This window comes from Pacificispira sp. HM-600 (assembly GCF_977993705.1).
This window is the reverse complement of record NZ_OZ388079.1, coordinates 414,176-439,200: the sequence shown is the minus strand read 5'-3', so window position 1 is coordinate 439,200 and position 25,025 is coordinate 414,176. Positions and strand designations below refer to the sequence as shown.

Below are 25,025 nucleotides of genomic sequence, written 5' to 3'. Positions count from 1 at the left end.
GCACGGGGTCGAAGAACCGCCACGTGCCGCGCGCAGACAACATCGCGTGCGCGCACGCAACACAGCGCAACACGAAGGAACACCGTGACGAAGCCCGTCGTCCTGCTCGCCGAAGAACTTTCGCCCGCCACCATCGACGCGCTCGGTCCGGAGTTCGACGTCCGCCACGTCGATGGCACCGACCGCCCGGCGCTGCTCGCCGCTCTCGCCGACGCGAGTGCCGTGCTGGTGCGCTCGGCTACGCAGATCGACGCCGAGGCCCTCGCGGCAGCGCCCGTGCTGAAGGTCGTGGCGCGGGCCGGTGTCGGGCTCGACAACGTCGACATCAAGGCGGCCACCACGGCCGGTGTCATGGTCGTCAACGCGCCGACCTCGAACATCGTGTCGGCTGCGGAATTGACCGTGGGGCACATCCTGAGCCTCGCCCGCAACATCCCGGCGGCGCATGCGTCGCTCGCCGAGGGACAGTGGAAGCGCAGCAGCTTCACGGGCACCGAGCTATATGAGAAGACCGTCGGCATCATCGGGCTCGGACGCATCGGCGCCCTGATCGCCGCCCGCCTGCAGGCGTTCGACATGCGCGTCGTCGCTTACGACCCGTATGTCACACCCGCGCGCGCCCAGCAGCTGCACGTCGAGCTGCTGTCGTTGGAAGAGCTGCTGCGCACGAGCGACTTCATCACGATCCACATGCCGAAGACGCCCGAGACGACGGGCATGATCGGCGATGCCGAGCTCGCCATGATGAAGGAAACGGCGTACGTCGTAAACGTCGCCCGCGGTGGCCTGATCGACGAGGACGCCCTGTTCCGGGCTCTCTCGGCCGGTACCATCGCCGGCGCGGGTCTCGACGTCTTCGTCGAAGAGCCCCCGAAGAACTCGCCGCTCCTCGCCCTGGCGAACGTGGTCGTCACGCCGCACCTGGGCGCCTCCACGGATGAGGCGCAAGAGAAGGCCGGCGTATCGGTCGCGCGCTCGGTCAAGCTCGCCCTCGAGGGAGACCTCGTTCCGGATGCGGTCAACGTGGCCGGCGGCGTGATTGATCCGTTCGTCCGGCCCGGTATCGCGCTCGTAGAAAAGCTCGGTCAGGTCTTCAGCGGCATGTCGCACGCGGCGCTCACGAACCTCGACATCGAGGTGCGGGGCGAACTCGCGGCCTACGACGTGAGCGTCTACAAGCTCGCGGCGCTGAAGGGGATCTTCACGAGCATCGTCAGCGAGAACGTGTCGTACGTCAACGCGCCCCTGTTCGCCGAGCAGCGAGGGATCGAGACCCGCCTGATCGTCGACCCGGTCAGCGAGGACTATCGCAACATCACGACCCTCCGCGGAACGCTCGCGGACGGCACCGTGCTGGCGGTGTCGGGCACCCTCTCGGGCACACGCATGGTCGAGAAGATCGTCGGGTTCAACGACTACGAGATCGAGGTGCCGATCGCTCAGCACCACATCGTCATGCTGTACACCGATCGCCCCGGGATCGTCGCGATCTACGGTCAGAAGTTCGGTGATGCCGGCATCAACATCGCGGGGCTCCAGGTGGCGCGCAGCCAGCGCGGAGCGCAGCTGTCGGTGCTGACGGTCGACTCGCGCGTGCCCGAGGAGCTGCTCGACGAGGTGCGCGAGGCGATTCAGGCCGACCTGCTGGTGCAGCTGGAGATCACCGAGGCCTGAGTGCGTCGGGAACGGCGAGGGTGGGCGGGCTCAGGCGCGGGCGGAGGCCTCGACCAGGGCGATCAGCGCGTCCATCTCGGAGCCGCGGGGGACCGGACCCGGGATGTTGCCACCCTCGAGCGCATTGTTGAAGTAGAGGCCGTCGCTCACGAGCATCACGAGGTCGAGGGATGCCGCGTTATGGGTATGCGGACGTAGCGCGTCGCCCCACCGCTCCCGGATGCGGCGCAGCGCCGCGCTGGCGGACGCGTTGCCTCCCTGCGCGAGACGCGACGTGGAGAGGATGGCCCGGTCGAGGGGATCGTTCTCCATCACGGACGTGCGGAGGAAGTAGGCGATCGGCCCTTCGGTGGCGCTCGTCATGGCCTCGATATCCGCGTCCACCAGTGCGTCTAGCCGCTCGATGACGCCCGCCTCGAGGGCGTCCTTCGACGCGAAGTGGTAGAGAAGTCCGCCCTTCGAGACCCCGGCCGCTTTTGCCGTGGCGTCCATCGTCGCTGCTCGCTCGCCTTCGCCGATGAGCAGCGATTCGTAGGCGTCGAGCACGATTTCGCGGGCGTGAGGGGGTCGGCTCATGCGCTCGATCGTACCCAGTGATTGCCCAGCCAAAATTTGTCCACGTCTGTTACTGTACCGGCTAGACGGTTTACTTACGGAACGGAAAATGGCTACACAATTCGCGGCGTCACGGCACGCCGACACGACCCCGCTGGCGATGAGCGGAAAAGCGGGGCCCCGCGCGTGGACGGCCCTCGCGGTGCTCATGCTGCCCGTGCTGCTCGTCTCGGTCGACAACACGGTGCTGAGCTTCGCGCTGCCTCAGATCGCCTTGCATCTCGAGCCGACGAGCGCTCAGCAGCTCTGGATCGTGGATGCCTACCCGCTCGTCCTCGCGGGCCTGCTCGTCACGATGGGTTCGCTCGGTGATCGATTCGGTCGCCGTCGAATGCTGCTGATCGGCGCATCCGGATTCGGTGTTCTCTCGATCGCCGCAGCCTTCGCGCCGTCCGCCGAACTGCTGATCGCGGCCCGCGTCGGCCTCGGCTTCTTCGGCGCCATGCTCATGCCCGCGACGCTGTCGTTGCTGCGTACGATCTTCCGCGACCGCGAACAGCGCCGCCTGGCCATCGCGATCTGGGCGGCCGGCTTCAGCGCCGGGATGGCGCTGGGCCCGATCGTCGGAGGGTTCCTGCTCGAGCACTTCGCCTGGGGCTCCGTGTTCCTGCTCGCCGTGCCCGTGCTGCTGCCGTTGCTCGTGCTCGCGCCGATTCTCGTGCCCGAGAGCCGCGACCCGCACCCGGGCCGTATCGACCTCCTGAGCATCCTCCTGTCGCTCGGCGCCATGGTGCCGTTCGTCGCCGCGATCAAGTCCCTGGCCGTCGAAGGCTTCGCGGGACCCGCGCTGCCGCTGGCGGGCGTCGGCCTGTTGCTCGCGGTGCTGTTCGTCCGCCGTCAGCTGCGGCTCGAAACGCCGCTGCTCGACATGTCGCTGTTCCGTCGCGGTGCGTTCAGCGGTGCCATCCTCGTCAACCTGCTGAGCGTGATCGGCCTGGTCGGCTTCCTGTACTTCGTCGCCCAACACCTGCAGCTGGTCCTGGGGCTCAGCCCGATGGACGCGGGCATCGCCCTGCTTCCCGGCCTGGTGGTCATGGTGATCGCGGGCCTCGGCGTCGTGCCGCTCGCCCGCCGTCTCGCCCCGCGGGTTCTGGTTCCCGCGGCCCTCGGGCTCTCGGTGCTCGGTTACCTCCTCGTCGCCCTCACCGCGGGTGACGGGTCGCTTGCCATGCTCACCGTGGCGTTCATGTCGCTCGGCGCCGGCATCGGCATGGCCGAAACGGTCTCGAACGAACTGATCCTGTGGAACGCTCCGCCGGCCAAGGCGGGTGCGGCGTCTGCCGTGTCCGAGACGGCCTACGAGCTCGGAGCGGTGCTCGGCACGGCGATCATGGGAGGCATCCTCACGGCGTACTACCGTGCCAACCTGTTGCTGCCTCCGGGCCTCACCCAGGACGCGGCGGATGCTTCGCGCGAAACGCTCGCGGGCGCCATGGCGTCGGCCGAGGGGCTACCCGCGCCGATCGCCGACGGCCTGCGTGCCGCTGCGGCTCACGCCTTCGATGGGGGTGTTGTCATCACTTCGCTGATCGGTGCGCTGCTGATCGTGATCGCCGCGGTGATCGCGGCCACTACCCTGGGAGCATCCCGACCCACCGCACCCCAGGAGCATTTGAGCAATGACGCGCGTCGTGAAGCTGGCACTCATACCCGGTGACGGGATCGGACCCGAGGTCGTCGGCGAGGCCGAGAAGGTCCTCGACGCGGCCGTCGCGGGAACGGATGTCTCGTTCGAGAAGACGCACTTCTCGCTCGGCGCCGCGCGGTTCCTCGAGACCGGTGACACCCTGACCGACGACGATCTGGCCAGCATCGCGGCGCACGACGCGATCCTGCTGGGTGCCGTCGGGGGAGTGCCGGGCGACTCGCGCCTGAAGAACGCGAATATCGAGCGCGGCCTGCTGCTGAAGCTCCGGTTCGAACTCGACCACTACGTCAACCTGCGTCCGTCCAAGCTCTACCCGAGCGTCCCCGGACCGCTCGCGGATACCGGCGCCGTCGACTTCGTCGTCGTGCGCGAGGGCACCGAGGGCCCCTACGTCGGTAACGGCGGGTCGCTCCGCACGGGCACCCCGCACGAGGTCGCGACCGAGGTGTCTGTCAACACCGCGTTCGGTATCGAGCGGGTCGTCCGGTACGCGTTCGACCTGGCCGAGAAGCGGTCGAAGAAGGTCACCTGGGTGCACAAGACGAATGTGCTCGTATACGCCGGGTCGATTTGGCAGCGCGTGGTGGCGGCGGTTGCGGCGGAGCATCCGGATGTCGCCGTAGACTACCTGCACGTCGATGCGGCAACGATCTTCCTGGTCACAAACCCGTCCCGCTTCGACGTGATCGTCACCGACAACCTGTTCGGCGACATTTTGACCGATCTGGCCGGAGCGATCACCGGTGGCATCGGTCTCGCCGCCTCCGGGAACATCAACCCGGATGGCGCATTCCCGTCGATGTTCGAGCCCGTCCACGGATCGGCGCCAGACATCGCGGGGCAGCAGAAGGCCGACCCGACGGCGGCGATCCTCTCCGTTGCTCTGCTGCTCGATCACCTCGGACTCACCGAGCAGGCCGCCCGCGTCACCCGCGCGGTCGAGGCCGACATCGCGGGCCGCGACGGCGGATTCCGCACCACGAGCGCCGTCGGCGACGCGATCACGGCTCGGCTGTAATCAGAATGCGCCCGCTGTAGCCTGAGATATTCAGGGTTTCGGGACGCGCCGCCCCACCTTCGACCGGCAGGACTGACATGACTCTTCTCGACAACGCCAACACGGGCAACGACCCCGACGCGGGCCTCGCGCCGCTCCCGTTCCTCGTTTCGCGTAATCTCCGAGCCAAGAGCGCCGACCAGCGCGCCGAGATCCTCACGGACCCCGGCTTCGGTGTGCACTTCACCGACCACATGGTCGACGTCTGCTGGTCGGTCGGCGGAGGTTGGCACCGCCCGCGCGTGCAGCCCTACGGACCCATCAGCCTCGACCCCGCCGCATCCGTGCTGCACTACGGGCAAGAGATCTTCGAGGGCATCAAGGCCTATCGGCACGCGGATGGCTCGATCCACACGTTCCGACCCGACCAGAACGGTCGTCGGCTGCAGCGTTCCGCGCGGCGCCTGGCGCTGCCCGAGCTGCCCGTGTCGTACTTCATCCAGTCGCTGCGCGAACTGATCGCGGTCGACGGTGCGTGGGTTCCGGATGCCCCGGACCAGAGCCTGTACCTGCGCCCTTTCATGTTCGCCAAGGAGGCATTCCTCGGTGTGCGTCCCGCCAACAAGGTCAACTACTACGTCATCGCCTCGCCCGCGGGGGCGTACTTCCCGGGTGGGGTGAAGCCCGTCACGATCTGGCTCTCGGAGGACTACGCGCGCGCGGGCAAGGGCGGTACCGGAGCGGCCAAGACCGGCGGCAACTACGCCGCGAGCCTGTTGCCCCAGGCCGAGGCGTACGAGAACGGCTGCGACCAGGTCGTCTTCCTCGATCAGGACGGCAACGTCGAAGAGCTCGGCGGCATGAATGTCGTGTTCGTCTACAAGGACGGCACCGTTGTCACGCCGATGTCGGACTCGATCCTCGAGGGCATCACACGCGACTCGATCCTGCAGCTCGCCGAAGACCGGGGGCACAAGGTCGTCGGCCGGTCGGTTTCGCTCGCCGAATGGCGTGAGGGTGTGGCATCCGGCGACATCGTCGAGGTGTTCGCCTGCGGCACGGCCGCCGTCATCACACCGATCGGTGGCCTCAAGGGGCGCAACTTCTTCGACGAGCAGCCCGCGGGATCGCTCGCGCTATCGCTCCGCAAAGAGCTGACCGACATCCAGTACGGCCGTCGTGAAGACCGCCACGGCTGGATGCTGCGCCTCGACGCCTGATTCGGTTGGCGTCGTTTCGTCTCGCTGTGCTCGCTCAACGACCGAGGCTCGCTCCCGGTCGTTGAGCGACGAGCGGAGCGAGGAGACGAAACGACGAACCTGTAAACCGTCGCCAGTAGGCTGAACCGGTGAAGATCGTACGTTTCAGCCACGAAGAAACCATCCGCTACGGCATCGTCGACGGGACCGATCTGGTCGTGCTCGAGGGCGACCCCATGTTCGCCGGCTTCGGCACGACGGGGGAGCGCGTGGCGCTCGGCGAGGTGTCGCTGCTCGCCCCGGTCATCCCGCGGTCCAAGGTCGTGTGCGTCGGCAAGAACTACCACGACCACGCCGCCGAGATGGGCGGCGAAGCACCCGCAGAGCCTCTGCTGTTCCTCAAGCCCAACACCTCGGTGATCGGCCCCGGCGACTCCATCGTCCGCCCGCCGCAGTCGAGCCGGACGGATTTCGAGGGCGAGCTCGCCGTCGTGATCGGTCGGATCGCCAAGAATGTGCCCGCGGCATCCGCTCTCGACTATGTCTTCGGTTACACGCTCGGCAACGACGTCACCGCCCGCGACCTGCAGAAGAGCGACGGGCAGTGGGCGCGAGCCAAGGGGTTCGACACGTTCTGCCCGCTCGGACCGGCCATCGAGACGGACTTCGACTCCGCAGCAGCGACCCTGCAGACGCGCGTGAACGGCGAGGTCAAGCAGAGCGCCCCGCTGACCGACATGATCCACTCGGTCGCCGACATCATCGCCTACGCTTCGGCCGTCTTCACGCTGTTGCCCGGCGACGTGATTCTGACAGGCACACCGGCCGGTATCGGTCCGGTCGTCGCCGGTGACGTCGTCGAGGTCGAGATCTCGGGCCTCGGCGTGCTGCGCAACCCCGTGCGCGACGCGTAGGACGAGCGGATGTCTGAGCCCGTTGCCGCGGCGCCACCCACCGACATCGCGGCGGTCCAGCGCCGCACCGTGCTCGTGCTCGCGTCGGGGCAGGTGCTCGGCGGGCTCGCCCTCGGTGCCACGATCTCGCTCGGCGCGCTGCTCGCGGCCGACGTGTCGGGCGACGATTCGCTCTCGGGCCTGGCGACCGCGTCGCTGACGCTCGGGTCGGCCGCGCTCGCGGTGCCCTTGGCCGCGCTCGCTCGTCGGCGGGGACGGCGGATCTCGCTCGCCTCGGGCATGGTGATCGCGCTCGCGGGCGTCGCGGTCGTGATCACGGCGGCGGCGCTGCGGTCTTTCCCGCTGCTGCTGGTCGGCTTCGTGCTGATCGGGTCGGGAACCGCGGCGAACCTGCAGTCACGCTTCGCGGCCGCGGATCTGGCGACGGATGCCACCCGAGGGCGAGACCTCTCGCTCGTCGTCTGGGCGACGACGATCGGCGCGGTGCTCGGCCCGAACCTCGTGGGCCCGGGTGAGGCGCTCGGCGGGGCGCTCGGCATGCCGACGCTGACGGGGCCCTACGTCTTCACGATCGGCGCGCAGCTGCTCGCGATCGTGCTCTATCTGCTGGCGCTCCGGCCGGACCCGCTCCTGCTCGCCGCGCGGCTCCGGGACGCCCTGACCGACGATGCGCGCACCCGGGCCGTGATGCATCCGGATCGGCCCACGTTGGCCCGCTTCGCGATTTTCGCGGTTGCCGCAAGCCACGGGGTGATGGTTGCGGTCATGGCCATGACGCCCGTGCATCTGTTGCACCACGGGGCGAGTCTGTCGGTGATCGGCCTGACGATCAGCCTGCACATCGCCGGGATGTACGCGCTGAGCCCCGTGTTCGGAATCCTCGCCGACCGGGTCGGGCGCCTGCAGACGATCGCGATCGGGCAGGCGCTGCTGCTCGCGTCGCTGCTGACGGCATGGCTGTGGTCCGAGGTGTCGGGTGCGGTCACCGTGTCGCTGATTCTGCTGGGAATCGGATGGAGCGCTGCGACAGTTGCCGGATCGGCGCTGCTGACCGAGGCGACGGCCGAGCCCCTGCGCACGCGGCGCCAGGGACGCAGCGACCTGGCGATGAACCTCGTCGGTGCTGCCGGCGCGATCGGCGCGGGCTTCGTGCTCGCGTGGATCGGCTACGGCGGGCTCGCGTTCGTCTCGATCGTCGCCGTCGTGGCGGTCGTCGCTGGCCTCGGTCTGATGTGGCGACGGGGCCGCGTGGCCTGAGGCATCCGCGTTCCGTGCCCGCTGCAGCGCGTTCATAATTCAGTCTCGACGACTTGTCGGCCGAGGCACTTCCGCAGAATCCCGCCACACTCCGCATCGGGGCCACACGCACAGACTGAATACGGCACACCGTGGACCCCGTGATCCGAGGCGAGGGGCGTGAGGAGTCGCGGATGCCCGGGTGCGAGCACCGCGCGGACGGCCCCCCGGTAGGCTGAGGTCGCCATGTCTGAAGCCCCCGCATCCGTTTCCCCCGCCAGCGCCTACTCCACCACGACCGCGACGGGACCGGACGTGCGTGTGCGCTTCTGCCCCTCGCCGACGGGGCTTCCGCACGTCGGTCTCGTGCGCACCGCCCTGTTCAACTGGGGGTACGCGCGCCATCACGGCGGCAAGATGATCTTTCGCATCGAAGACACGGATGCCGCGCGCGACAGCGAAGAGAGCTACGCACAGCTGCTCGATGCGCTGCGGTGGCTGAAGATCGACTGGGACGAGGGCGTCGAGGTCGGGGGACCGCACGCGCCCTACCGGCAGTCCCAGCGGCACGAGATCTACCGCGACGTGCTCGACAAGCTCATCGCCGCGGGCGCCGTGTACGAGAGTTTCTCGAACGCCGAAGAGATCGACGCGCGCAACGCGGCCAACGGCCGGGCGAAGCAGCTCGGCTACGACAACTACGACCGCACCCTGACGGATGAGCAGAAGGCCGCGTTCCGTGCCGAGGGCCGCGAGCCCGCTTGGCGCCTGCGCGTGCCCGACGAAGATGTCACGTACGAGGATCTGATCCGCGGTGAGGTGACCTTCCCGGCCGGATCCTTCCCGGACTTCGTGATCGTCCGGGCCGGTGGTATCCCGCTGTACACGTTCGTCAACCCGGTCGACGACGCGCTCATGGGTATCACCCACGTGCTGCGCGGCGAAGACCTGATGCCCTCCACAGCCCGGCAGCTGTCGCTGTACCGTGCTCTGATCGACGCGGGGGTCACGACGTTCATCCCGCGCTTCGGCCACATGCCCCTCGTGCTCGGCGACGGCAACAAGAAGCTCTCGAAGCGCGACCCCCGCGCCGACCTGTTTCTCCAGCGTGAGAAGGGCTTCATCCCCGAGGGGTTGCTGAACTATCTCTCGCTGCTCGGCTGGTCGCTCTCGCACGATCGCGACATCTTCTCGCTCGACGAGTTCGTCGCCGCGTTCGACATCGTCAACGTCAATCCGAACCCGGCTCGCTTCGATCAGAAGAAGGCCGAGTCGATCAACGGCGACCACATCCGGATGCTGGAGCCCGCCGATTTCGCGGAGCGCATCCTGCCGTACCTGGCGTCCGCGGGACTGATCTCGACACCGCCAACCACCCGCGAGCGGGAGCTGATCGACGCATCCGCTCCTCTCGTGCAGGAGCGCATTCCGTTGCTCGGCGATGTGCCCGGGATGCTGGGCTTCTTGTTCGTCGACGAGGTCGCGTACGACGATGATGCGCTCGCGGGGCTGCCCGAGAACGCGGCCGAGGTGCTCGTAGCTTCGGTCGGTGCGCTCGAGCTGGTGCCCGAGAGCGAGTTCCGGGCCGCCGCGATCAAGGAGGCGCTCGATTCGGCGCTCGTCGAGGGACTGGGGCTGAAGCCCCGTATCGCGTTCGGGCCGCCGCGCGTCGCGATCTCGGGGCGCCGCGTGTCGCCGCCCCTGTTCGAGTCGATGGAGCTGCTCGGCAAGGCCGAGTCACTCAAGCGGCTCGCCGCGCTCGTCGCACACCGCTCGAACTAGGTGGGCATGCGGGGGTGGTTTGGAAGGGCCCTCGCGGTCGTCTAGACTAGGTCGTCGGCACGGTTTCGATCGTGACCGGTGGGGTATGGTGTAATTGGCAACACGGCGGTTTCTGGTTCCGTTGTTCTTGGTTCGAGTCCAGGTACCCCAGCAAGTAAGTCTCTCGATTTCGGGGGTCTTTCGTGTTGCACGCCGATGCCGGCCGAAGGTCAGGGACGTGTTCGCTCCGAGCCGAGCACCGCGTCGAGCAAGCGCTCCGCGTCGCCCGGCTGGATGGGCTCGCGGCTGAGCGCGCGGAGCAGCACGGCGCCGATCAGCGCCTCGGCGAGCTGCTCGACCGGCGCACCCTCGGGCAGGTTCGGCATCGTGCCGATGGAGCGCAAGAGGCGCCCCGAGACGGACTCGGATCCCGACAGGCTGTCGCGTAGGCGGCGTCCCACTTCGGCGTACTCTGCCGCCGCCGCAATCAGCGAGCGCAGGATGCACTCACCCTGAGGAGTCTCAAGGAGCGTGAAGATCTCGTTCAACCACACGGTCAGGTCGCGGCGGATGTCTCCGGTATCCGGCAATTGGAGCTGGCCCGCGAGTAGCTTGCCCTCGAGCAGGCACTCCGCGATCACGGCGCCCTTCGACGGCCACCAGCGGTAGATGGTCTGCTTGCCGACGCCCGCGGTGGCGGCGATGCCCTCCATCGTCAGATGGTCATAGCCTCGCTCGGCCAGAAGCAGGGTCGCAGCGTCGAGGATCGCTTGTCGCGCGGCCTCGCTGCGCACGGGCCCGCTGCGGGGGAGCGTCATGACGGTGACCCTTCGATGAACGGACAGATCAGACGAGACGGTGCGTGTTATCTTATCCAAGCTGATCGACGTGGAGCCAGCCTCCTCGTTCGGAGGCGCCTCTTCACGGATACGAGGGAGAGTCGTGGCTGAACTGCTGCATCGTCTGGGATCGTTCGCGGCGCGCCGCGCGTGGACCGTCATCGTCGGGTGGCTGGTCATCCTCGGCCTCGCGGGCGGTGGGTTCGCGCTCGGCTTCGCTGGACTCAGTTCGAGCTTCGACATCCCCGGCACGGCTTCCGGCGACGTCGTCGACGAGTTGCAGGAGCAGCTTCCTGATTTCAGTGGGGCGTCCGGAATCGTGGTGTTCCACACCGAGGATGGCTCGGCGCTGAGCGACGAGCAGCGCGCAGACATCGCGGCGCTGGCGAAGTCGGCGCGCGACCTGCCCGACGTCTCGGACGTGATCGATCCGTTCGCGACCGAGCAACAGATCGCGGACCAGAAGCAGCAGCTCGAGGAAGGGCGCGACCAGATCGCGGACGCCCGCGCCCAGGCCGAGGCGGGCCAGGCCCAGCTCGACGCGGGGCAGGCGCAGCTCGACGCGGGGCAGGCGCAGCTCGACGCCGCGAAGGCTCGACTCGACGCGCGGGGACTGCCGGCCACCGCACTGGAAGCGCAGCAGACCGCACTCGACGCACAGCAGGCGGCTCTCGACGATCAGCGCCAACAGCTGACGGATGGCCTGACCACGATCGACGCGAACGAGACCAAGATCGAACGCGGCGCCGAGCTGCTCTCGTTTGCCGACGGCATCCGCGTCGTCTCGGAAGATGGCGCAACGGCGCTGGTCAACGTGCAGTTCTCGGAGCCGCGACTCGAACTCGCGCAGAGTTCGAAAGACGCCGTTGTCGAGCACTTCGAGTCCGACTCGATCGAGGGCGTCGAGGTGGCGTTCTCGACCGATATCTCACAGGGCGTTCCCGAGATCCTCGGGGTGGGTGAGGCTGTCGGCGTGGCCGTCGCCGCGATCGTCCTCGTCGTCGTGCTCGGTTCGCTCCTCGCGGCCGCGTTCCCGATCGTCACCGCAGTCGTGGGCGTCGCGATCGGTGCGATGGCGACGCTCGCCTTCTCGGGCGTCGTGCAGATGGCATCCGTGACCTCGATCCTCGGTGTGATGCTCGGTCTCGCCGTCGGAATCGACTACTCGCTCTTCATCATCTATCGGCACCGACGGCAGCTGCTCGCGGGAGCGGACGTGCACGAGTCGATCGGCCTCGCCAACGGCACCGCCGGCAACGCGGTCGTCTTCGCGGGGGCGACGGTCATCGTCGCGCTCCTGGCGCTCAACATCACCGGCGTTCCGTTCCTCGGGGTGATGGGCACCGCGGGCGCGGTCAGTGTCGCCGTCGCGGTGCTGATCGCTGTGTCGCTCACGCCCGCGCTGCTCGGGCTGGCCAAGTACCGCATCCTGAGTCGGCGAGCGATCGCGCGTGCGCGCGCGGCGGGTTCGGATGCCGCCGCCCGACCGAACGCATCCGTCCGTCCCATGTCGACTCTGCGTGCCGTGCTGACCGTCGTTGTGGCAACCGTGGCGCTGCTGGTCGTGGCGATCCCCGCCCTGTCGATGCGTCTGGGCCTGCCTGATGGCGGGTCGGAGGCGGCGGATTCTTCCGCGTACCGCGCCTTCACCCTGACGGACGAGGCGTTCGGTGCCGGAGCCAACGGCCCGCTGCTCGTTACGGCGGCGCTTCGGGCGGGCCTCGACGATGACGGCGCGCTCGACGCCCAGCTGAGCGTCGCCCGCGAACTCGCGGCGCAGGACGATGTGGTCTCGGTGGCCCCGGTCGCCATCTCGGACGACAATCGTCTCGCCGCGTTCCAGCTGGTGCCGTCCGAGGGGCCGAACAGCACCTCGACCGAGGCGCTCGTGCGAGACCTGCGCGACCTGCCACCGGTCGACGGCGACATCACCCTCGGCGTCGCGGGCCAGGCGGCCATCAACATCGACATCTCGGAGGGGCTCGCTGATGTGCTGCCGCTCTACCTGGTGGTCGTGGTCGGGCTGTCGTTCCTCATCATGATGATGGTGTTCCGATCGCTGCTCGTGCCGCTCATCGCGACCGCAGGGTTCGTCCTATCGCTGTTCGCGACATACGGGGCCGTCACCGCGGTGTTCCAGTGGGGCTGGCTCGGCGAGCTGCTCGGGGTGCACAACCCCGGGCCGATCCTGAGCTTCCTGCCCGTGATCCTCGTCGGCATTCTCTTCGGCCTCGCGATGGACTACCAACTCTTCCTCGCATCGGGCATGCGCGAGGCGTGGGCGCACGGAGCCCCGGCGCGACTCGCGGTGGCGCAGGGTTTCCGGGCCGGGCGCACCGTCGTGACGGCCGCCGCGCTGATCATGGTCGCGGTGTTCTCGGGCTTCATCACCTCCGAGTCGGTCATCATCAAGTCAATGGGTCTCGGCCTGGCCCTCGGTGTGCTGTTCGACGCGTTCGTCGTGAGGATGCTGCTGATGCCCGCGCTCATGCACCTGCTCGGCCGGTCGGCCTGGTGGTTGCCGCGCTGGCTCGATCGCATCGTGCCGAACGTGGATGTGGAGGGCTCGGCTCTCGAGCGCAGGCATCCGGTGCATCACGCGGGCGTCGCCGGTCGCTGAGCACGCTGCCCTGCGACTTCTCGGCCTTGAGGGTCTGCTCCGCCGAGCGCAGCGCGCGCTGCGCTGCTTCTTGCTCCGACGCGAGCTGTTCGCGGTACGCGCTGTAGGGCCCGCCGTAGACCGACAGAGAACCGGCGCGGAGCTCAGCGGTGCTGTCCATGAGCTCGAGCAGCGCGACGTCGTGGCTGACGACGATGAGGGTGCCGCGCCATCCGCGCACCAACTCGTAGGCCCGCTCGCGTGCGTCCGTGTCGAGGTTGTTGGTGGGTTCGTCGAGCAGCGCTATGTCGGCGCGGCGCAGAGATACACCGACGAGCGCGGCGACCGACCGAGCCTCGACATCCCAGTCGTCACCGACCAGATCGAACAGGTCTTGTTCGATCGTGCCGTCCTCGATCGCGCGAATGGCCGAGGATGTCTCGCACGCCCAGCAGGTCGGCGACGGTGTTGTGCGGACGGAGCGTCACGTTCTGCGCCAGGTAGTCGACGACACGGTTCGTCGTCACGCTGCCGCTCGTCGGGGTGAGGTCACCCGCGATGGCGCGCAGCAGGGTCGACTTGCCGACACCGTTCAGGCCGATCAGGCCCGTGCGGCCGCGGTCGAAGGCGCCCGCGACATGATCGAGGGCAGGGGAGCCGTCCGGCCAGGCAAAAGTGAGGTCGTGAAGCACGACAGAAGGACGAAAAGCGGGCATGCGAATCTCCGGTTTGTGTCAGGGGGTGCTGACACGAGAGACGCAAGAGGGTGCGCGAGTCGGTCAGCGATGTACGCCGGAACCGAAGCCCGCCATGACCCATCCTTCGATTCGCTCCCTCTCACACGCGGCCGGAGTGCCGCAGGAGCGCGGCAGCAAGTTTGCCACACGAGCCGCGGCCGGTCACGCCTTCACGAACGGTCCCGACATGCCGCGCGGCATCGAACTACACGGCGTGTCGCGTCCGCTCGCGAACGCGTGACCCGCGAGCGGGCGCGCAACGGGCGAGGTAGGCCGACGAGCTGCTACTCGCGATAACAGCGCCGTCAACCCCCTCGCGTGAGCCCACACCCAGGGCGAAGATGAGCACATGAACTCTCAGGACGACAAGGACGACAAGATCGACGGTCCGATCGGTAAGCCCAGCCAGGCCGAGGGCGGTGAGCCCGGACCTGCGTCACAGGCCGCCGAACCACTGCCCGGCGAGGGACACCCCTCGCCGGCCGACGGTGGAGAGCCCGACGCGTGACTCTCGCTACATCGCGGCGCCGGTGTAGGAGTACTTGACGAAGACCTCCGACGCGATGCCGGCTTCGTCGAGCACGCCCTGCACGGCGGTCAGCATGTACCTCGAGTCCCACCCCATGTACAGGAACGTCGACTCGTCGAGCGCATCCCACTGTCCGTTCCAGGCCTGTTCGGGGTAGAGCGGCCCACCGCGGCGGGCGCTGAAGGCGACGACGTGCTCGCGGCCGTCGGCCCAGAGGCGCTTGAAAATGCGGTTGAAGAGGTACTTGATGTCGTAGACCTCCCAGTGCTCGCCGCGGTACTCGACGTACTCGAATTCGCGCTCCCACCCGCGTGGCCAGCCGCGTCGGCGCACGGCATCGAGGATCGGCGTCAGCCCGTCGTCGTCGATCGCGATGACCTGCGGCCGCGCCCAGATCTCGACGAACGCCTCGGTCAGTGCTGCGGTACGCGCGGTGATCGCTGCGGTGCCCCAGGCATCCGTTCCCATGATCGCGGTCGTGAGAGTCACCCGGCTCTGCGGATACAGCGCGTCCCGCTTCTCGGGGAAGGATGCGTCGAACCCGCGCTCGGCGAGCGGCGTCTCGACGAGCGTGAGGTTGCCGAGGGTCGGGGCGAGGGCGCGGTGACTGTTCTGCTCGTCTTCGCTGTAGTCGGCCCAGGTGCGTTCGCCGTCGCCCGTCCAGGTGTCGGCGGGCGCGAGGGGGAAGACGTGCTCGAGCTCCAGTCCGTCGTGGCTCTCGACACCCGCGAGGCGCCCCAGTACGTAGGCGGCGTGGGGGAGAGCGCCGTACTTGAGCTCGACGCGGACGCGCTCGTTCGACGGCATGATCCGCGCGATCGCCCGGACCAACGCATCCGGTCCGTCCTCTCGAGCGCGGCAGAGGCGGGCGACCAGCCGGTCGTTCGACAAGCCAGAGACCGTGCGGCGCAGCAGGAGCGACTGGATGTTCTCGAGCGTCGCGATCAGTTCGGCACGTTCGATCACCCCGAGCGCATAGTCGCGGTAGGCGCGCATGACCAGCGGATATATGGCGCGGCCGAAGGTGTTGACATAGCCCAGTTGGCGGCTGATTTCGGCGTCCGGCTCCTGCGACGGATCGAGCAGGATGCGGTAGATGTCGGAGTAGTCGCGCCACTCGGCCGCATTCGCTCGCAGCGTGTCGAGATCGAGGCGCGGGAAGCGCTGACGGAAGGCGTCGTAGACGCTGCGTTCGCCCGCTACGGCGACTTCGCGGCCGGTCGTCATGACGAGGAAGTGGCGCCAGAAACTCGCGATCGCCTCGCCCGTGTTGCGCTCGATCGGCACCCAGTAGGCGTCTTCTATCTCACTCTGCTCGGCGTGCGAGAGGCCCATCAGCACGTAGTTGTGGATCAGCTCGTGGTCGCGCAGGGGCTCGCCCGTGGAGTTCAGGCTCTCGAAGATCTGCTGGGCGTTCGCGCCCGACCCGAGCGTGATCGCGACATGCTCGAGCTTCTGCAGCCCACGCCAGATGCGGGGCACTTCGTCCAGCCGGACCTGGCTGCGGAAGAACGCGTAGTTGTCGTCGAATCTCGACTCGCGGTAGGCGTCTTCTGGCTCGCGCTGCTCGCCTCGCCGGTCGAGCACGACGCTCTCGAACACGCGGGCCCACGCCCGGTGCGGGCGGAGCTTCGTGTGATCGGGGTCGTCTGCCCGCACGAGCACCCGTTCTAGTTCGGCGGCGAGCTCGGGGTCGTCGTCCTGCACGGTGTGGTGGAGGGCCGCGACGAGCAGCATGAGCGTGGTGATGCGCTGTTGCCCATCGATCAGCACGAGCTCACCGGGGGCGGTCGAGGCATCCGTGTCCGCGCTCACGGTCGAGAGGATCGACCCAATGAAGTGCATGTTGCGGTCGTCGAGGTCTGCGACCGCACGGATGTCGCCGAGCAACTGTTCGCACCCGCCGATGTCCCAGCGGTACTGGCGCTGATAGACGGGGACGACGATCGCGGTCTCGGGTGCCGAGAGCCAGGCGACCGTGTTGACCGCGACGGCGTCGACGTTGGTGGCACTGCCCATGGTGTCGCTCAGCCCCTCGCAATACGTCGGAATCGCCGGGGTCGCCCCGCGCGGGCTCCAGTCTAGGCATCCGTCCTTCGCGCGCCCTCGCCCACTCGCCGCCCCGTGCCCCTCGCGGCCCTGGGCCCGCTCACCTGACGCAATGTGTCGGCTGACGGATGCCCGAGGCGACACTTTGCGTCGGGCGAGCCGCTCGGCTGTCACACATCGACCGTGCGACGCGTGCGGAAGGTCGATGTGCGACAGCGGAGCGGATCCGGGAGTGGATCCGGGGCGGGGTTATTCACGGCGGGGGTCAGGGGCGCGAAAAGGGCGCGGAGGTAGGCTTACCTAAGTTGGGCCTGTTAAAACGTGCTGGCCCTCTGACGAAAGGCATGTCACCTCATGGGTTACATCAAATCCGCCGCGCTCGAAGAGACCGGCTATGTCGTGCTCGACTCCTACAACCAGGAGCTCGACCCGAAGGAATGGCTCGACATCGAGTACAACGACTGGAAGTCCTCGGGCGACACGCGCTTCGCGCCGCTCGCCAGCGCTTTCGGTGACATCGAGTGCAACGGCTTCTGGAACCACAAGCCGCCGCGCACCGACAAGGACGGCGTCTGGATCGACTCGCAGATCGAGAAGGCGCCCAACCTCACGCGTCGCGCCATGGAGCCGGGCGCGAACGTCGGCCGCTGCCGCGTGATCGAACTGCAGCCGAACACCTACGCCGACTGCCTCTACAACCTGCACCAGGACGACAACAACCGTCTGAACCCGGATGGCACGGGCTGGGTCGTTCGCGGATTCTTCAACCTCACCGACGACAAGACGAGCTACTTCGTGCTGCGCGACAACCGCACCGACCCCGAGGGTGAGGTGCGTATCGCCCTCCCCGCAGGTGCCCAGCTGATCGTCGACACGCAGCGCCTCTGGCACGCCGCGACCCACCCGGGTACCGAGCCGCGCTACTGCCTGATCACGTCGTGGACGTCGGGCCCCGAGCTCGACGCCTACATCGAGAAGTACAACGGTGTGGCTCACGTTCCGAGCTTCGAGGTTCCGCAGGACGAGCTCGACGCAGGCCAGGCCGAGCAGACCCGCCGCCTCGCAGCGCGTGCCGCGTTCTACGCCGCCAAGGGTCAGGCCGAGAAGGTGGCGATGAGCGAGGCCTGAGCCCCGCGCATCCGCGGGCGTTTCGTCTCGGCCTGCGGCCTCGCTCAACGACCGGGGGTTTGTGCGGCCTCGCTCAACGACCGGGGCCACGCAACCCTCGGTCGTTGAGCGAGCTCAGCGAGTCGAAACGCCCGCCCCCGTTACTCGTAGCGCAGCGACTCGACCGGGTCGGCGTTTGCGGCCCGGGCCGCGGGCAGGGTTCCGGCGAGGAACGCGATTCCCATGACGATCAGGATGACCGTCGCGATCGAGATCGGGTCGAACGCCAGGAGCGTGAGGCCCGGCAGGTCGGCCAGCAACGTGTCTGCGAGCGCCGAGCTGAGCGCCGTGCCGACGAGGATCGCAACCGCGGCCCCGATCGCGCTACCCAGGAAGCCCAGGAACGCGGCCTCGAGGCTGAACAGGCTGAATACGCGGCCCGAGCCCATGCCCATGGCCTTCATCAGCCCGATCTCGCGCGTGCGCTCCTGCACCGACATGTAGAGCGTATTGACGATGCCGAAGCTCGCGGCGAGCAGCGCGATGATGGCGAAGGCGTTCAGCACGAGCACGATTCCGGCGATGATGGCGGAGAACGTGCCGAGCTGATCGGCAACGGTTGTGCCGGTGTATCCCTCAACCTCGAGCCGCTCCTTCAGCGCGTCGATCTCTTCGGTCGTGGCGTCCGGGTCGAACCAGATGCTGGCTTGTGCGAACCGCTCCTGCTCGGCGGCGGGTACCCCGATGTTCTGGAGCTCGACGAGAGCGTCCGTGAGCGCCTGGTTGGGCGTGACCGTCGTCGTCGGACCCGCGAACGCCTGCTCGGCCACGCCGGTTACGGTCGCCTCGACCGTATGCGGCTGGCGTTCGGCATCCGTGATCCCGAACGTCACGGTCTGCCCGATCGCCGACTCCGCATCGTCGAATCCCAGGGGTTCGACCAGCGAGAGGGGGAGGGTGACCTCGGGCGCGTTGGAGGAGTCGTCTGGTTCCGAGCCGGTGGCCAACTGGATGGTTTGGCCCGCCACCAGGCGACCGACGCCCGTTACGTACGGCGTGCCGTCCTCGAACTGCACGTAGTCGGCGTTCACCGAGATCGTCGGCTCGACACGAAGGACCCCATCGATCGCGGCCAGCGCGTCGAGGTCTGTTTGGTCGAGGGCGACGACGGTGCTGCCGGGCGCGGCGGTGGGGCCCGCCGCGATCGCGTCGGGGTTGTATTCGATCGGTCCGCCGCCGGCGGCCACACCCGCGCCAGAGGGCTGCGTGACCGTCATGACATCCGTCGCGCCGATCGAGCTGACGGTGTCGTCGATGTACCGGTTGATGCCGGTGCCGAGCCCGTTGGTGAGCACGAGGGTGAACGCTCCGACGAAGATCGCGAGGATCGTGAGGGTTGTCCGAACCTTCGAGCGGAAGGTCTGCGAGACGGCGGTGGTGATGAGGTCTGAGGTCTTCATGCCGCCACCGCCTCGTCCGCGACGATCAGGCCGTCTCGGATCAGGATGCGGCGGTCACATCGCGCCGCCAGGTCTTCGTCGTGCGTCACGATGATCAGCGTGATGCCGTGCTCACGGTTGAGTCCGAAGAGGATGTCTTCGACGACCGCGCCGGTAGCGGTGTCGAGGTTTCCGGTCGGTTCGTCGGCGAAGATGACACGCGGGTCGTTGACGAGAGCGCGCGCGATGACGGTGCGCTGCTTCTGTCCGCCCGACAGGTCGAGGGCCTTGTTGCGGGCCTTTTCGTCGAGTTCGAGCTGCGCGAGGGTGGCCATGCCGCGGCGTTTGCGCTCGCGACGGCCGACCCCGGCGATCTTCATCGGCAGCATGACGTTATCGAGCACGGTCGTGCCGGACGTCAGGAAGAACTGCTGAAACACGAATCCGAACGTGCGGTTGCGGGTGCGGTTGAGGGTCCGCCCCCGCAGGGAGCGGGTATCGGTGCCCTCGAGGTCGATGCGTCCGCTTGTCGGCTGGTCGAGGAGAGCGAGCAGGTGCATGAGGGTCGATTTGCCCGACCCGCTCTTGCCGACGATCGCGACGCTTTCGCCGGCGCGAATGTCGAGGCTGACACCGCAGAGGGCATCGAAGCGGTTGGCGCCGCGTCCGTAAGACTTGTGGACGTCGGTGACCGAAATCAGCGGGGCGGTCATGTGTGTGCCTTTCGGGTGTATGAAGTCATCTCCCCAGAGTCGCCGGCCACGGTCGGCGGCGCGTCCTGCGAGCGGATGCATCCAGCTACTGCGTTCGCGGTATGGCCCCTGCCACGAGGGGACGACGCGTGCGGCCCGTGCGCGCGCCACACTGGTGTGATGAGGGACGGGGAATACGACGGGCCGTGGGCGATCCCGCATCGCCGCCTGCCCGCGTGGGTCGGTGATCTCATCGCGGCGGCGTTCGTCGTGGTGGCTGCGGTCGTGCCATTTCCGGCTCACGAGTTTCGTCCGCACAGTCCCCTCGTCGTGGTGATCGCACTGCTGCCGGCCGTCCTGCTGCCGCTGCGGCGGCGCTGGCCGCTGGCCGTCCTCGTGGCATGCCTGGGGTGCTACGGCATCGCGGCGCTGCTCGGTACCGTCGCCCCGGGGGTCGTGCTCGCCGCAGCTATCGCCATGTTCGGCGTCGCGAACCGTTCGACCCGGCGACGGGCGCTCATCACGATGGCGGCGGCCGTCCCCGGCATCGTTCTGCTGAGCGCGCTCGCCGCGATCGGAGACGTCTTCGACCCCCGTACCTTCCAGTTCGCCTTCGTGATGGCATTCGCGGCGGCGGCGGGTGACGCGACACGCTCGCGGCGCGAGTACATCAGCGAGATGACGGAGCGGGCTCGGCGCGCCGAGAAGACGCGCGAGGCCGAGGCGCAGCGTCAGATCACCGAAGAGCGCTTGCGCATTGCCCGTGACCTGCACGATGCCGTCGCGCATCAGATCTCGGTCATCAGCCTGAATGCGGGCGTGGCGTCGACGTCGCTCGAGACACGTCCCGAGAAGACGCGCGAGGCGCTCGCGAACATCCGCACCGCATCGCGTAGCGTGCTGGCCGAGATCGGCGATCTGCTCGAGATGCTGCGCGCCGACGAAGGCGGCGAGGACGAGGCATCCGTTCGTCCCCCGCAGCCGGGACTCGAGCGCCTGGACGACCTGGTCGAGCGTTTTCAGCAGACCGGCCTCGATGTGGGGGTGCGGCGAGAGGGCGACCTGACGGTCGTGCCCGCCCCGCTCCAGCGCATCGCGTACCGCGTCGTGCAGGAAGGGCTCACCAATGCGCACAAGCACGGCGCCCTACGCCGCGCGCACGTTCTGCTCGAGGTGGGCCCCGAGGTGTTGGTGGTCGTCGTGACGAACCCCATCCGCGATGACGAGCCCCGGGAATCCGACGCACGAGTCGGGCACGGGCTCACCGGTCTGCGCGAGCGGGTCGCGGCGGTCCGCGGTTCGGTCCAGGCGGGCGCGACACCCGGTGGGTACCGACTCTCGGCAAGCCTGCCCCTCGCGAGACGTCCAGAGGACAGCGCAACATGACAATGGTTCTGGTCGTGGACGACCAGTCGCTCATCCGTTCGGCGGTGCGCGACCTGCTCGAAAACGCCGAAGACATCACGGTCGTGGGGGAGGCGGCCGACGGCGCCGTGGCCATCGCGAGATCGGCCGAGCTACGACCCGACGTGGTGTTGATGGATATTCGGATGCCTCAGGTCGATGGGATCGCGGCGACCGAGGCGATCTGCTCCCACCCGGCGCTCGCGGAGACGCGCGTGCTGATCCTGACGACGTTCGAAGAGGACGAGTACCTGGTCGCGGCCCTGCGGGCCGGAGCGAGCGGATTCATCGGCAAGGGTGCGGAGCCCGACGAGATCGTACGCGCGGTGCGTGCGATCCATGCCGGCGATGCTCTGCTCTCGCCCGCGGCAACGCGCAGCCTGATCACGCGCTACGTGCTCCCGACTCGCGCACCGGCCGTCGGGCTGGTGCCGCCCGAGTTCGCCCACCTGACCGAGCGCGAGCGCGAGGTGCTGTTGCTCGTGGCGCGCGGCCGGTCCAACCAGGACATCGCCGATGAGTTGTTCATCTCGCCCCACACGGCGAAGAGCCACGTCAACCGCATCATGACGAAGCTGTACGCCCACGATCGGGCGCAGCTCGTCATCCTCGCGTACGAGAGCGGCCTGCTGACGCCGGGGACGTGACCGCACGCCGTCCGGGATGGCTCGGGGCGGCACGCGTCCGGGCGGGGAGAGTTCGGGCGCAGCGGGCCCACTCGACATCGGCGCGCCGATAATGGAGACATGACGCCCCAGGCGCCGAGCGACAACGATGCCGAACTCGACGAGCGCGATGCCGACCTCACGCGAGGTGCCGATGAGCTGCGGGAATTGCGGCTGCGGGCATACGGTCCCGATGCCGACATCGAGTCGGACCCGACGGCGCTGGCGCGCTTGCGCGAACTTGAGGGGATGCGTCGCAGAGCCCCGGCGTCACCACTCGTCGCGGGGAAGCCGGGTTCGCTCCCCGTCGACGTGCGGAGTTCGGATGCTTCGGCCGCTGCGACCGGGACTGCTTCAGCTTCTGGACGGGCCGTCTCCGGTACCCCTGCCTCGCCCCGCTCTGGGGCAGGACGCCTCGCTCGGTGGTCGCGCAACCCGCGTGCCATCGCGATCGCAGCCGTCGCGCTCGTTGTCGGGATCGTTGTCGGGATCGTGCCCGGGCTGTTCACCGATCGACCCGATGCTTCGCTCCGTGTCGATCCCGCTTACGCCGATGAGCAGCTCACCACCGACTACCGCCTCTTCCTGCGTCAGATCGGTGCCGATATGGAGGACTTCGAGCGGTTCGAGGACTTCGCGGGCCTGCGGGTGTGGGGCACACTCGCGGATGCTCCGGTGCGGTGCGTTCTCGTGTCCGACGGCCCGCAAGACGTTCGCGCGCTCAGCTGCGTGCCGCGGGGACTCGATCCGGTCGCCGACATGATGGTGTACCCCGGCTCGCCCGTGCCTGGCGACATCGCGGAGCGTTTTCCCGACGCCGGCGATGGCACCGCGGTGCGCTTCACGCTCCTCGGCGACAGTGTCGAGGTTCGCGTCGTTCTGGCCGACGCCGAGTCCGAGTTTTCGTAGGTCTGTCGCGGACGAACCCGCGCGTGGATTCGTCGGGTCTTCGGGCGCCTCCCGTGGACAGCACTCCGGATAGATCGCCGCGCCGGGCCCGATTCACGTCGCCAGCGGCACCGCGGGCAACATACGGCCGGAGTGTTGTCCAGGCGGCCGACGGAGATCCCGATGAGGAATACTCTTGTTTTATGTTGTTTTGAGTTGTAATGTGTGGGAACAATGCGGCAGCTTGGCCGCGGCGAAACCAACGGGGGTCGACTCGCATGTACGCAACGGAGCGCCAGACCGCGATTGAGCGCCAGCTCTCATCGGAGGGCCGCGTTTCCGTCGTCGACCTCGCCCGGACCTTCGACGTCACGACCGAGACCGTGCGTCGTGATCTCGACGCCCTCGAACGCGCCGGTGCCCTTCGCCGTGTGCACGGGGGAGCGGTATCGCTAGACCGCACAAGCACGGTCGAGATCGCCGTCGCCGAGCGCGGCTTGCAGCGCGGCGTCGAGAAAGCGGACATCGCCACACGCGCGCTCGCCGCGATCCCGGCCGGCTTCCGCGGCTCTGTGTTCGTCGACGCCGGCACCACGACAGCGGCTTTCGCCCGGGCCCTGCCCGAGCACCTCCGCGCCGTCGGTGCGACGGCCGAGGTCGTCACGCACTCCGTTCCCATCGCCGCCGAACTCGGTGCGCGCGGCGACCTCGCCCTCTCGGTCATCGGGGGACGCGTCCGCGGGCTGACCGCGGCCGCGGTCGGTTCGTCGACGGTTCGCGCGATCGAGTCGCTGCGTCCCGATGTCGCGATCATCGGCACCAACGGGCTCGCCGCTCCATTTGGCCTGAGTACTCCCGACCCCGAAGAAGCTGCGGTCAAGCAGGCCATCGTCGAATCGGCGCGCCGGGTGATCGTGCTCGCCGACTCGAGCAAGGCAGGACAGGAGTACCTCGTGAGGTTTGCCCGACTCGAAGATATCGACGTGGTCGTGACGGATGCCCCGCTGCCCGGCGACCTCGCCGATGCCCTCGCGGTTGCGGGCGCGGAGGTGTGGCTGCCGTGATCGTCACCCTGACCGCCCACCCGGCGCTCGACCGCTCTGTCGCTCTCGACGCCGCGCTCCGACCGGGCGAGGTCCAGCCCGGCGCGCCGGGACGCGAGGATGCCGGGGGCAAGGGCATGAATGTCGCCCGTGCCATCCGGGGTGCTGGCCACGAGGTGCTGGCCGTTCTGCCGCTCGCTTCCGACGATCCGTATGCGGCTCTCTTGGCGGCCACCGGAGCCTGCGCCTATGTGGTGCCCGTCGCGGGGCACACACGCGTCAACCTCACCCTGACCGACCCGACCGGCGTGACCACGAAGATCAACCTGCCCGGCGCCGCACTCTCGCCCGCCGAGGCGGCGCAGATGATTCAGACCGTCGCCGCCGCCAGCGAGGGCGCCGAGTGGCTCGTGCTCGCGGGCTCACTCCCGCCGGGTGTCTCGGATGACTTCTATGTCCACGTCATCGACGCCGTGCGCGAGCGGTGGGGTGCGGCTGCTCCGCGCATCGCCGTCGACACGTCCGGCGCTGCTCTCGCGGCGGTCGTCGAGCGGGGCCGCCCCGACCTGATCAAGCCGAATGAGGACGAACTCGCCGAGCTCGCCGTGGTGGCGCTCGAGACCAGAGCCGACTCATCCGATCTCGTCCACCGTGTCATCGCGCTGGCGCAGGCGTTCGTGCCCGAGCGGGTCGGCGCAGCTCTGGTCACGCTGGGTGGCGATGGCGCTGTGCTGATCGACGCGGACGGAGCCTGGGTCGGAACCCCGCCGCCGATAACGCTCGTCAGCACGGTCGGCGCGGGCGACAGCTCGCTCGCCGGGTTCCTGCTGGGCGATGTCGACGGGCTCGACGCTGCGGGGCGGTTGCGTCGAGCCATCCAGTACGGATCAGCCGCGGCATCCCTGCCCGGCTCTCAAGCCCCCACACCCGCAGACCTTCCCACGGGACCCATCGACGTTTTTCCTCTCAAACCCTGACGTACCCACAGCA

General features: G+C 68.3%; 22 protein-coding genes and 1 tRNA gene. 17 read left to right on the top strand and 6 right to left on the bottom strand.

What is annotated here, in order from left to right; genetic code table 11:
- Positions 1-84: 84 nt before the first annotated feature.
- On the top strand, positions 85-1,674 hold the full coding sequence (serA, locus tag ACXZ1E_RS02055; RefSeq protein ID WP_458041798.1) for a phosphoglycerate dehydrogenase: 1,590 nt from the start codon (positions 85-87) through the stop codon (positions 1,672-1,674).
- A 30-nt stretch (positions 1,675-1,704) separates the two neighbouring features.
- Here serA and ACXZ1E_RS02050 read toward each other — a convergent pair whose 3' ends face one another.
- Complete coding sequence (locus ACXZ1E_RS02050) at positions 1,705-2,250, bottom strand: TetR/AcrR family transcriptional regulator (protein WP_458041797.1); 546 nt, start codon at positions 2,248-2,250, stop codon at positions 1,705-1,707.
- Positions 2,251-2,338: 88 nt separating this feature from the next.
- Between ACXZ1E_RS02050 and ACXZ1E_RS02045 the strand changes: the two genes are divergently transcribed.
- The 7 genes from ACXZ1E_RS02045 (at position 2,339) to ACXZ1E_RS02015 (ending at position 10,216) form a co-directional block, all read left to right on the top strand.
- Positions 2,339-3,946, top strand: a complete 1,608-nt coding sequence (locus ACXZ1E_RS02045; protein ID WP_458041796.1) for an MFS transporter — start codon at positions 2,339-2,341, stop codon at positions 3,944-3,946.
- Positions 3,909-4,955, top strand: a complete 1,047-nt coding sequence (locus ACXZ1E_RS02040) for a 3-isopropylmalate dehydrogenase (protein WP_458041795.1) — start codon at positions 3,909-3,911, stop codon at positions 4,953-4,955. Before ACXZ1E_RS02045 ends, ACXZ1E_RS02040 begins: the two co-directional genes overlap by 38 nt.
- Before the next feature lie 77 nt (positions 4,956-5,032).
- Entirely contained in the window at positions 5,033-6,154 is a 1,122-nt protein-coding gene (locus ACXZ1E_RS02035) for a branched-chain amino acid aminotransferase (RefSeq protein WP_458041794.1), read from the top strand.
- A 128-nt stretch (positions 6,155-6,282) separates the two neighbouring features.
- Positions 6,283-7,047, top strand: coding sequence for a fumarylacetoacetate hydrolase family protein (locus ACXZ1E_RS02030; protein ID WP_458041793.1), 765 nt, complete (start codon positions 6,283-6,285; stop codon positions 7,045-7,047).
- A 9-nt stretch (positions 7,048-7,056) separates the two neighbouring features.
- A complete protein-coding gene (locus tag ACXZ1E_RS02025) occupies positions 7,057-8,304 on the top strand; it encodes an MFS transporter (RefSeq protein ID WP_458041792.1) in 1,248 nt (415 codons plus the stop codon).
- Positions 8,305-8,529: 225 nt separating this feature from the next.
- A complete protein-coding gene (gene gltX, locus ACXZ1E_RS02020) occupies positions 8,530-10,065 on the top strand; it encodes a glutamate--tRNA ligase (RefSeq protein WP_458041791.1) in 1,536 nt (511 codons plus the stop codon).
- Between the two features lie 79 nt (positions 10,066-10,144).
- A tRNA-Gln gene (locus ACXZ1E_RS02015) sits at positions 10,145-10,216 on the top strand.
- Positions 10,217-10,274: 58 nt separating this feature from the next.
- Here ACXZ1E_RS02015 and ACXZ1E_RS02010 read toward each other — a convergent pair.
- Complete coding sequence (locus ACXZ1E_RS02010; RefSeq protein WP_458041790.1) at positions 10,275-10,862, bottom strand: TetR/AcrR family transcriptional regulator; 588 nt, start codon at positions 10,860-10,862, stop codon at positions 10,275-10,277.
- A gap of 124 nt (positions 10,863-10,986) precedes the next feature.
- On the opposite strand from ACXZ1E_RS02010, the gene ACXZ1E_RS02005 reads away from it, so the two are divergent.
- Positions 10,987-13,503, top strand: a complete 2,517-nt coding sequence (locus ACXZ1E_RS02005) for an MMPL family transporter (RefSeq protein WP_458041789.1) — start codon at positions 10,987-10,989, stop codon at positions 13,501-13,503.
- Between the two features lie 350 nt (positions 13,504-13,853).
- On the opposite strand, the gene ACXZ1E_RS02000 is transcribed toward ACXZ1E_RS02005, so the two are convergent.
- The gene (locus ACXZ1E_RS02000) at positions 13,854-14,174 is read right to left on the bottom strand and encodes an ATP-binding cassette domain-containing protein (RefSeq protein ID WP_458041788.1); all 321 of its coding nucleotides are present in this window, start codon (positions 14,172-14,174) and stop codon (positions 13,854-13,856) included.
- A gap of 118 nt (positions 14,175-14,292) precedes the next feature.
- Between ACXZ1E_RS02000 and ACXZ1E_RS01995 the strand changes: the two genes are divergently transcribed.
- Complete coding sequence (locus tag ACXZ1E_RS01995) at positions 14,293-14,460, top strand: hypothetical protein (protein WP_458041787.1); 168 nt, start codon at positions 14,293-14,295, stop codon at positions 14,458-14,460.
- 108 nt (positions 14,461-14,568) lie between these two features.
- The gene (locus ACXZ1E_RS01990) at positions 14,569-14,727 is read left to right on the top strand and encodes a hypothetical protein (RefSeq protein ID WP_458041786.1); all 159 of its coding nucleotides are present in this window, start codon (positions 14,569-14,571) and stop codon (positions 14,725-14,727) included.
- 6 nt (positions 14,728-14,733) lie between these two features.
- On the opposite strand, the gene ACXZ1E_RS01985 is transcribed toward ACXZ1E_RS01990, so the two are convergent.
- Entirely contained in the window at positions 14,734-16,767 is a 2,034-nt protein-coding gene (locus ACXZ1E_RS01985; RefSeq protein WP_458041785.1) for a GmrSD restriction endonuclease domain-containing protein, read from the bottom strand.
- A 384-nt stretch (positions 16,768-17,151) separates the two neighbouring features.
- Here ACXZ1E_RS01985 and ACXZ1E_RS01980 point away from each other — a divergent pair, with 384 nt between their 5' ends.
- On the top strand, positions 17,152-17,925 hold the full coding sequence (locus ACXZ1E_RS01980; protein WP_458041784.1) for a hypothetical protein: 774 nt from the start codon (positions 17,152-17,154) through the stop codon (positions 17,923-17,925).
- Positions 17,926-18,065: 140 nt separating this feature from the next.
- Here the strand turns inward: ACXZ1E_RS01980 and ACXZ1E_RS01975 are convergent, their stop codons facing one another.
- Both ACXZ1E_RS01975 and ACXZ1E_RS01970 read right to left on the bottom strand, forming a co-directional pair.
- Positions 18,066-19,364 carry an ABC transporter permease gene (locus ACXZ1E_RS01975; RefSeq protein ID WP_458041783.1) on the bottom strand — a complete coding sequence of 433 codons (1,299 nt, stop codon included), beginning with the start codon at positions 19,362-19,364 and terminating at the stop codon, positions 18,066-18,068.
- Positions 19,361-20,056: an ABC transporter ATP-binding protein gene (locus ACXZ1E_RS01970; RefSeq protein ID WP_458041782.1), complete on the bottom strand. Its 696-nt coding sequence runs from the start codon at positions 20,054-20,056 to the stop codon at positions 19,361-19,363. Before ACXZ1E_RS01970 ends, ACXZ1E_RS01975 begins: the two co-directional genes overlap by 4 nt.
- 159 nt (positions 20,057-20,215) lie before the next feature.
- Here ACXZ1E_RS01970 and ACXZ1E_RS01965 point away from each other — a divergent pair, with 159 nt between their 5' ends.
- From ACXZ1E_RS01965 to ACXZ1E_RS01945, 5 genes are all read left to right on the top strand, one after another.
- Positions 20,216-21,421, top strand: coding sequence for a sensor histidine kinase (locus ACXZ1E_RS01965; protein ID WP_458041781.1), 1,206 nt, complete (start codon positions 20,216-20,218; stop codon positions 21,419-21,421).
- Complete coding sequence (locus ACXZ1E_RS01960) at positions 21,418-22,086, top strand: response regulator (protein WP_458041780.1); 669 nt, start codon at positions 21,418-21,420, stop codon at positions 22,084-22,086. The genes ACXZ1E_RS01965 and ACXZ1E_RS01960 overlap by 4 nt, the downstream gene beginning before the upstream one ends.
- 99 nt (positions 22,087-22,185) lie before the next feature.
- The gene (locus ACXZ1E_RS01955; protein ID WP_458041779.1) at positions 22,186-23,013 is read left to right on the top strand and encodes a hypothetical protein; all 828 of its coding nucleotides are present in this window, start codon (positions 22,186-22,188) and stop codon (positions 23,011-23,013) included.
- Positions 23,014-23,270: 257 nt separating this feature from the next.
- Positions 23,271-24,056 carry a DeoR/GlpR family DNA-binding transcription regulator gene (locus tag ACXZ1E_RS01950; protein ID WP_458041778.1) on the top strand — a complete coding sequence of 262 codons (786 nt, stop codon included), beginning with the start codon at positions 23,271-23,273 and terminating at the stop codon, positions 24,054-24,056.
- Positions 24,053-25,012 carry a 1-phosphofructokinase family hexose kinase gene (locus tag ACXZ1E_RS01945; protein ID WP_458041777.1) on the top strand — a complete coding sequence of 320 codons (960 nt, stop codon included), beginning with the start codon at positions 24,053-24,055 and terminating at the stop codon, positions 25,010-25,012. Before ACXZ1E_RS01950 ends, ACXZ1E_RS01945 begins: the two co-directional genes overlap by 4 nt.
- The last annotated feature ends 13 nt before the right edge of the window (positions 25,013-25,025 follow it).

What these genes read in the sequence shown, in the direction of transcription:
- ACXZ1E_RS02050 (WP_458041797.1), bottom strand. Translation starts at nt 2,250, where the DNA reads ATGAGCCGACCCCCTCACGCCCGCGAAATCGTGCTCGACGCCTACGAA.
- ACXZ1E_RS02045 (WP_458041796.1), top strand. Translation starts at nt 2,339, where the DNA reads ATGGCTACACAATTCGCGGCGTCACGGCACGCCGACACGACCCCGCTG.
- ACXZ1E_RS02040 (WP_458041795.1), top strand. Translation starts at nt 3,909, where the DNA reads ATGACGCGCGTCGTGAAGCTGGCACTCATACCCGGTGACGGGATCGGA.
- ACXZ1E_RS02035 (WP_458041794.1), top strand. Translation starts at nt 5,033, where the DNA reads ATGACTCTTCTCGACAACGCCAACACGGGCAACGACCCCGACGCGGGC.
- ACXZ1E_RS02025 (WP_458041792.1), top strand. Translation starts at nt 7,057, where the DNA reads ATGTCTGAGCCCGTTGCCGCGGCGCCACCCACCGACATCGCGGCGGTC.
- gltX (WP_458041791.1), top strand. Translation starts at nt 8,530, where the DNA reads ATGTCTGAAGCCCCCGCATCCGTTTCCCCCGCCAGCGCCTACTCCACC.
- ACXZ1E_RS02010 (WP_458041790.1), bottom strand. Translation starts at nt 10,862, where the DNA reads ATGACGCTCCCCCGCAGCGGGCCCGTGCGCAGCGAGGCCGCGCGACAA.
- ACXZ1E_RS01995 (WP_458041787.1), top strand. Translation starts at nt 14,293, where the DNA reads ATGACCCATCCTTCGATTCGCTCCCTCTCACACGCGGCCGGAGTGCCG.
- ACXZ1E_RS01990 (WP_458041786.1), top strand. Translation starts at nt 14,569, where the DNA reads ATGAACTCTCAGGACGACAAGGACGACAAGATCGACGGTCCGATCGGT.
- ACXZ1E_RS01985 (WP_458041785.1), bottom strand. Translation starts at nt 16,767, where the DNA reads ATGGGCAGTGCCACCAACGTCGACGCCGTCGCGGTCAACACGGTCGCC.
- ACXZ1E_RS01980 (WP_458041784.1), top strand. Translation starts at nt 17,152, where the DNA reads ATGGGTTACATCAAATCCGCCGCGCTCGAAGAGACCGGCTATGTCGTG.
- ACXZ1E_RS01975 (WP_458041783.1), bottom strand. Translation starts at nt 19,364, where the DNA reads ATGAAGACCTCAGACCTCATCACCACCGCCGTCTCGCAGACCTTCCGC.
- ACXZ1E_RS01970 (WP_458041782.1), bottom strand. Translation starts at nt 20,056, where the DNA reads ATGACCGCCCCGCTGATTTCGGTCACCGACGTCCACAAGTCTTACGGA.
- ACXZ1E_RS01965 (WP_458041781.1), top strand. Translation starts at nt 20,216, where the DNA reads ATGAGGGACGGGGAATACGACGGGCCGTGGGCGATCCCGCATCGCCGC.
- ACXZ1E_RS01960 (WP_458041780.1), top strand. Translation starts at nt 21,418, where the DNA reads ATGACAATGGTTCTGGTCGTGGACGACCAGTCGCTCATCCGTTCGGCG.
- ACXZ1E_RS01955 (WP_458041779.1), top strand. Translation starts at nt 22,186, where the DNA reads ATGACGCCCCAGGCGCCGAGCGACAACGATGCCGAACTCGACGAGCGC.
- ACXZ1E_RS01950 (WP_458041778.1), top strand. Translation starts at nt 23,271, where the DNA reads ATGTACGCAACGGAGCGCCAGACCGCGATTGAGCGCCAGCTCTCATCG.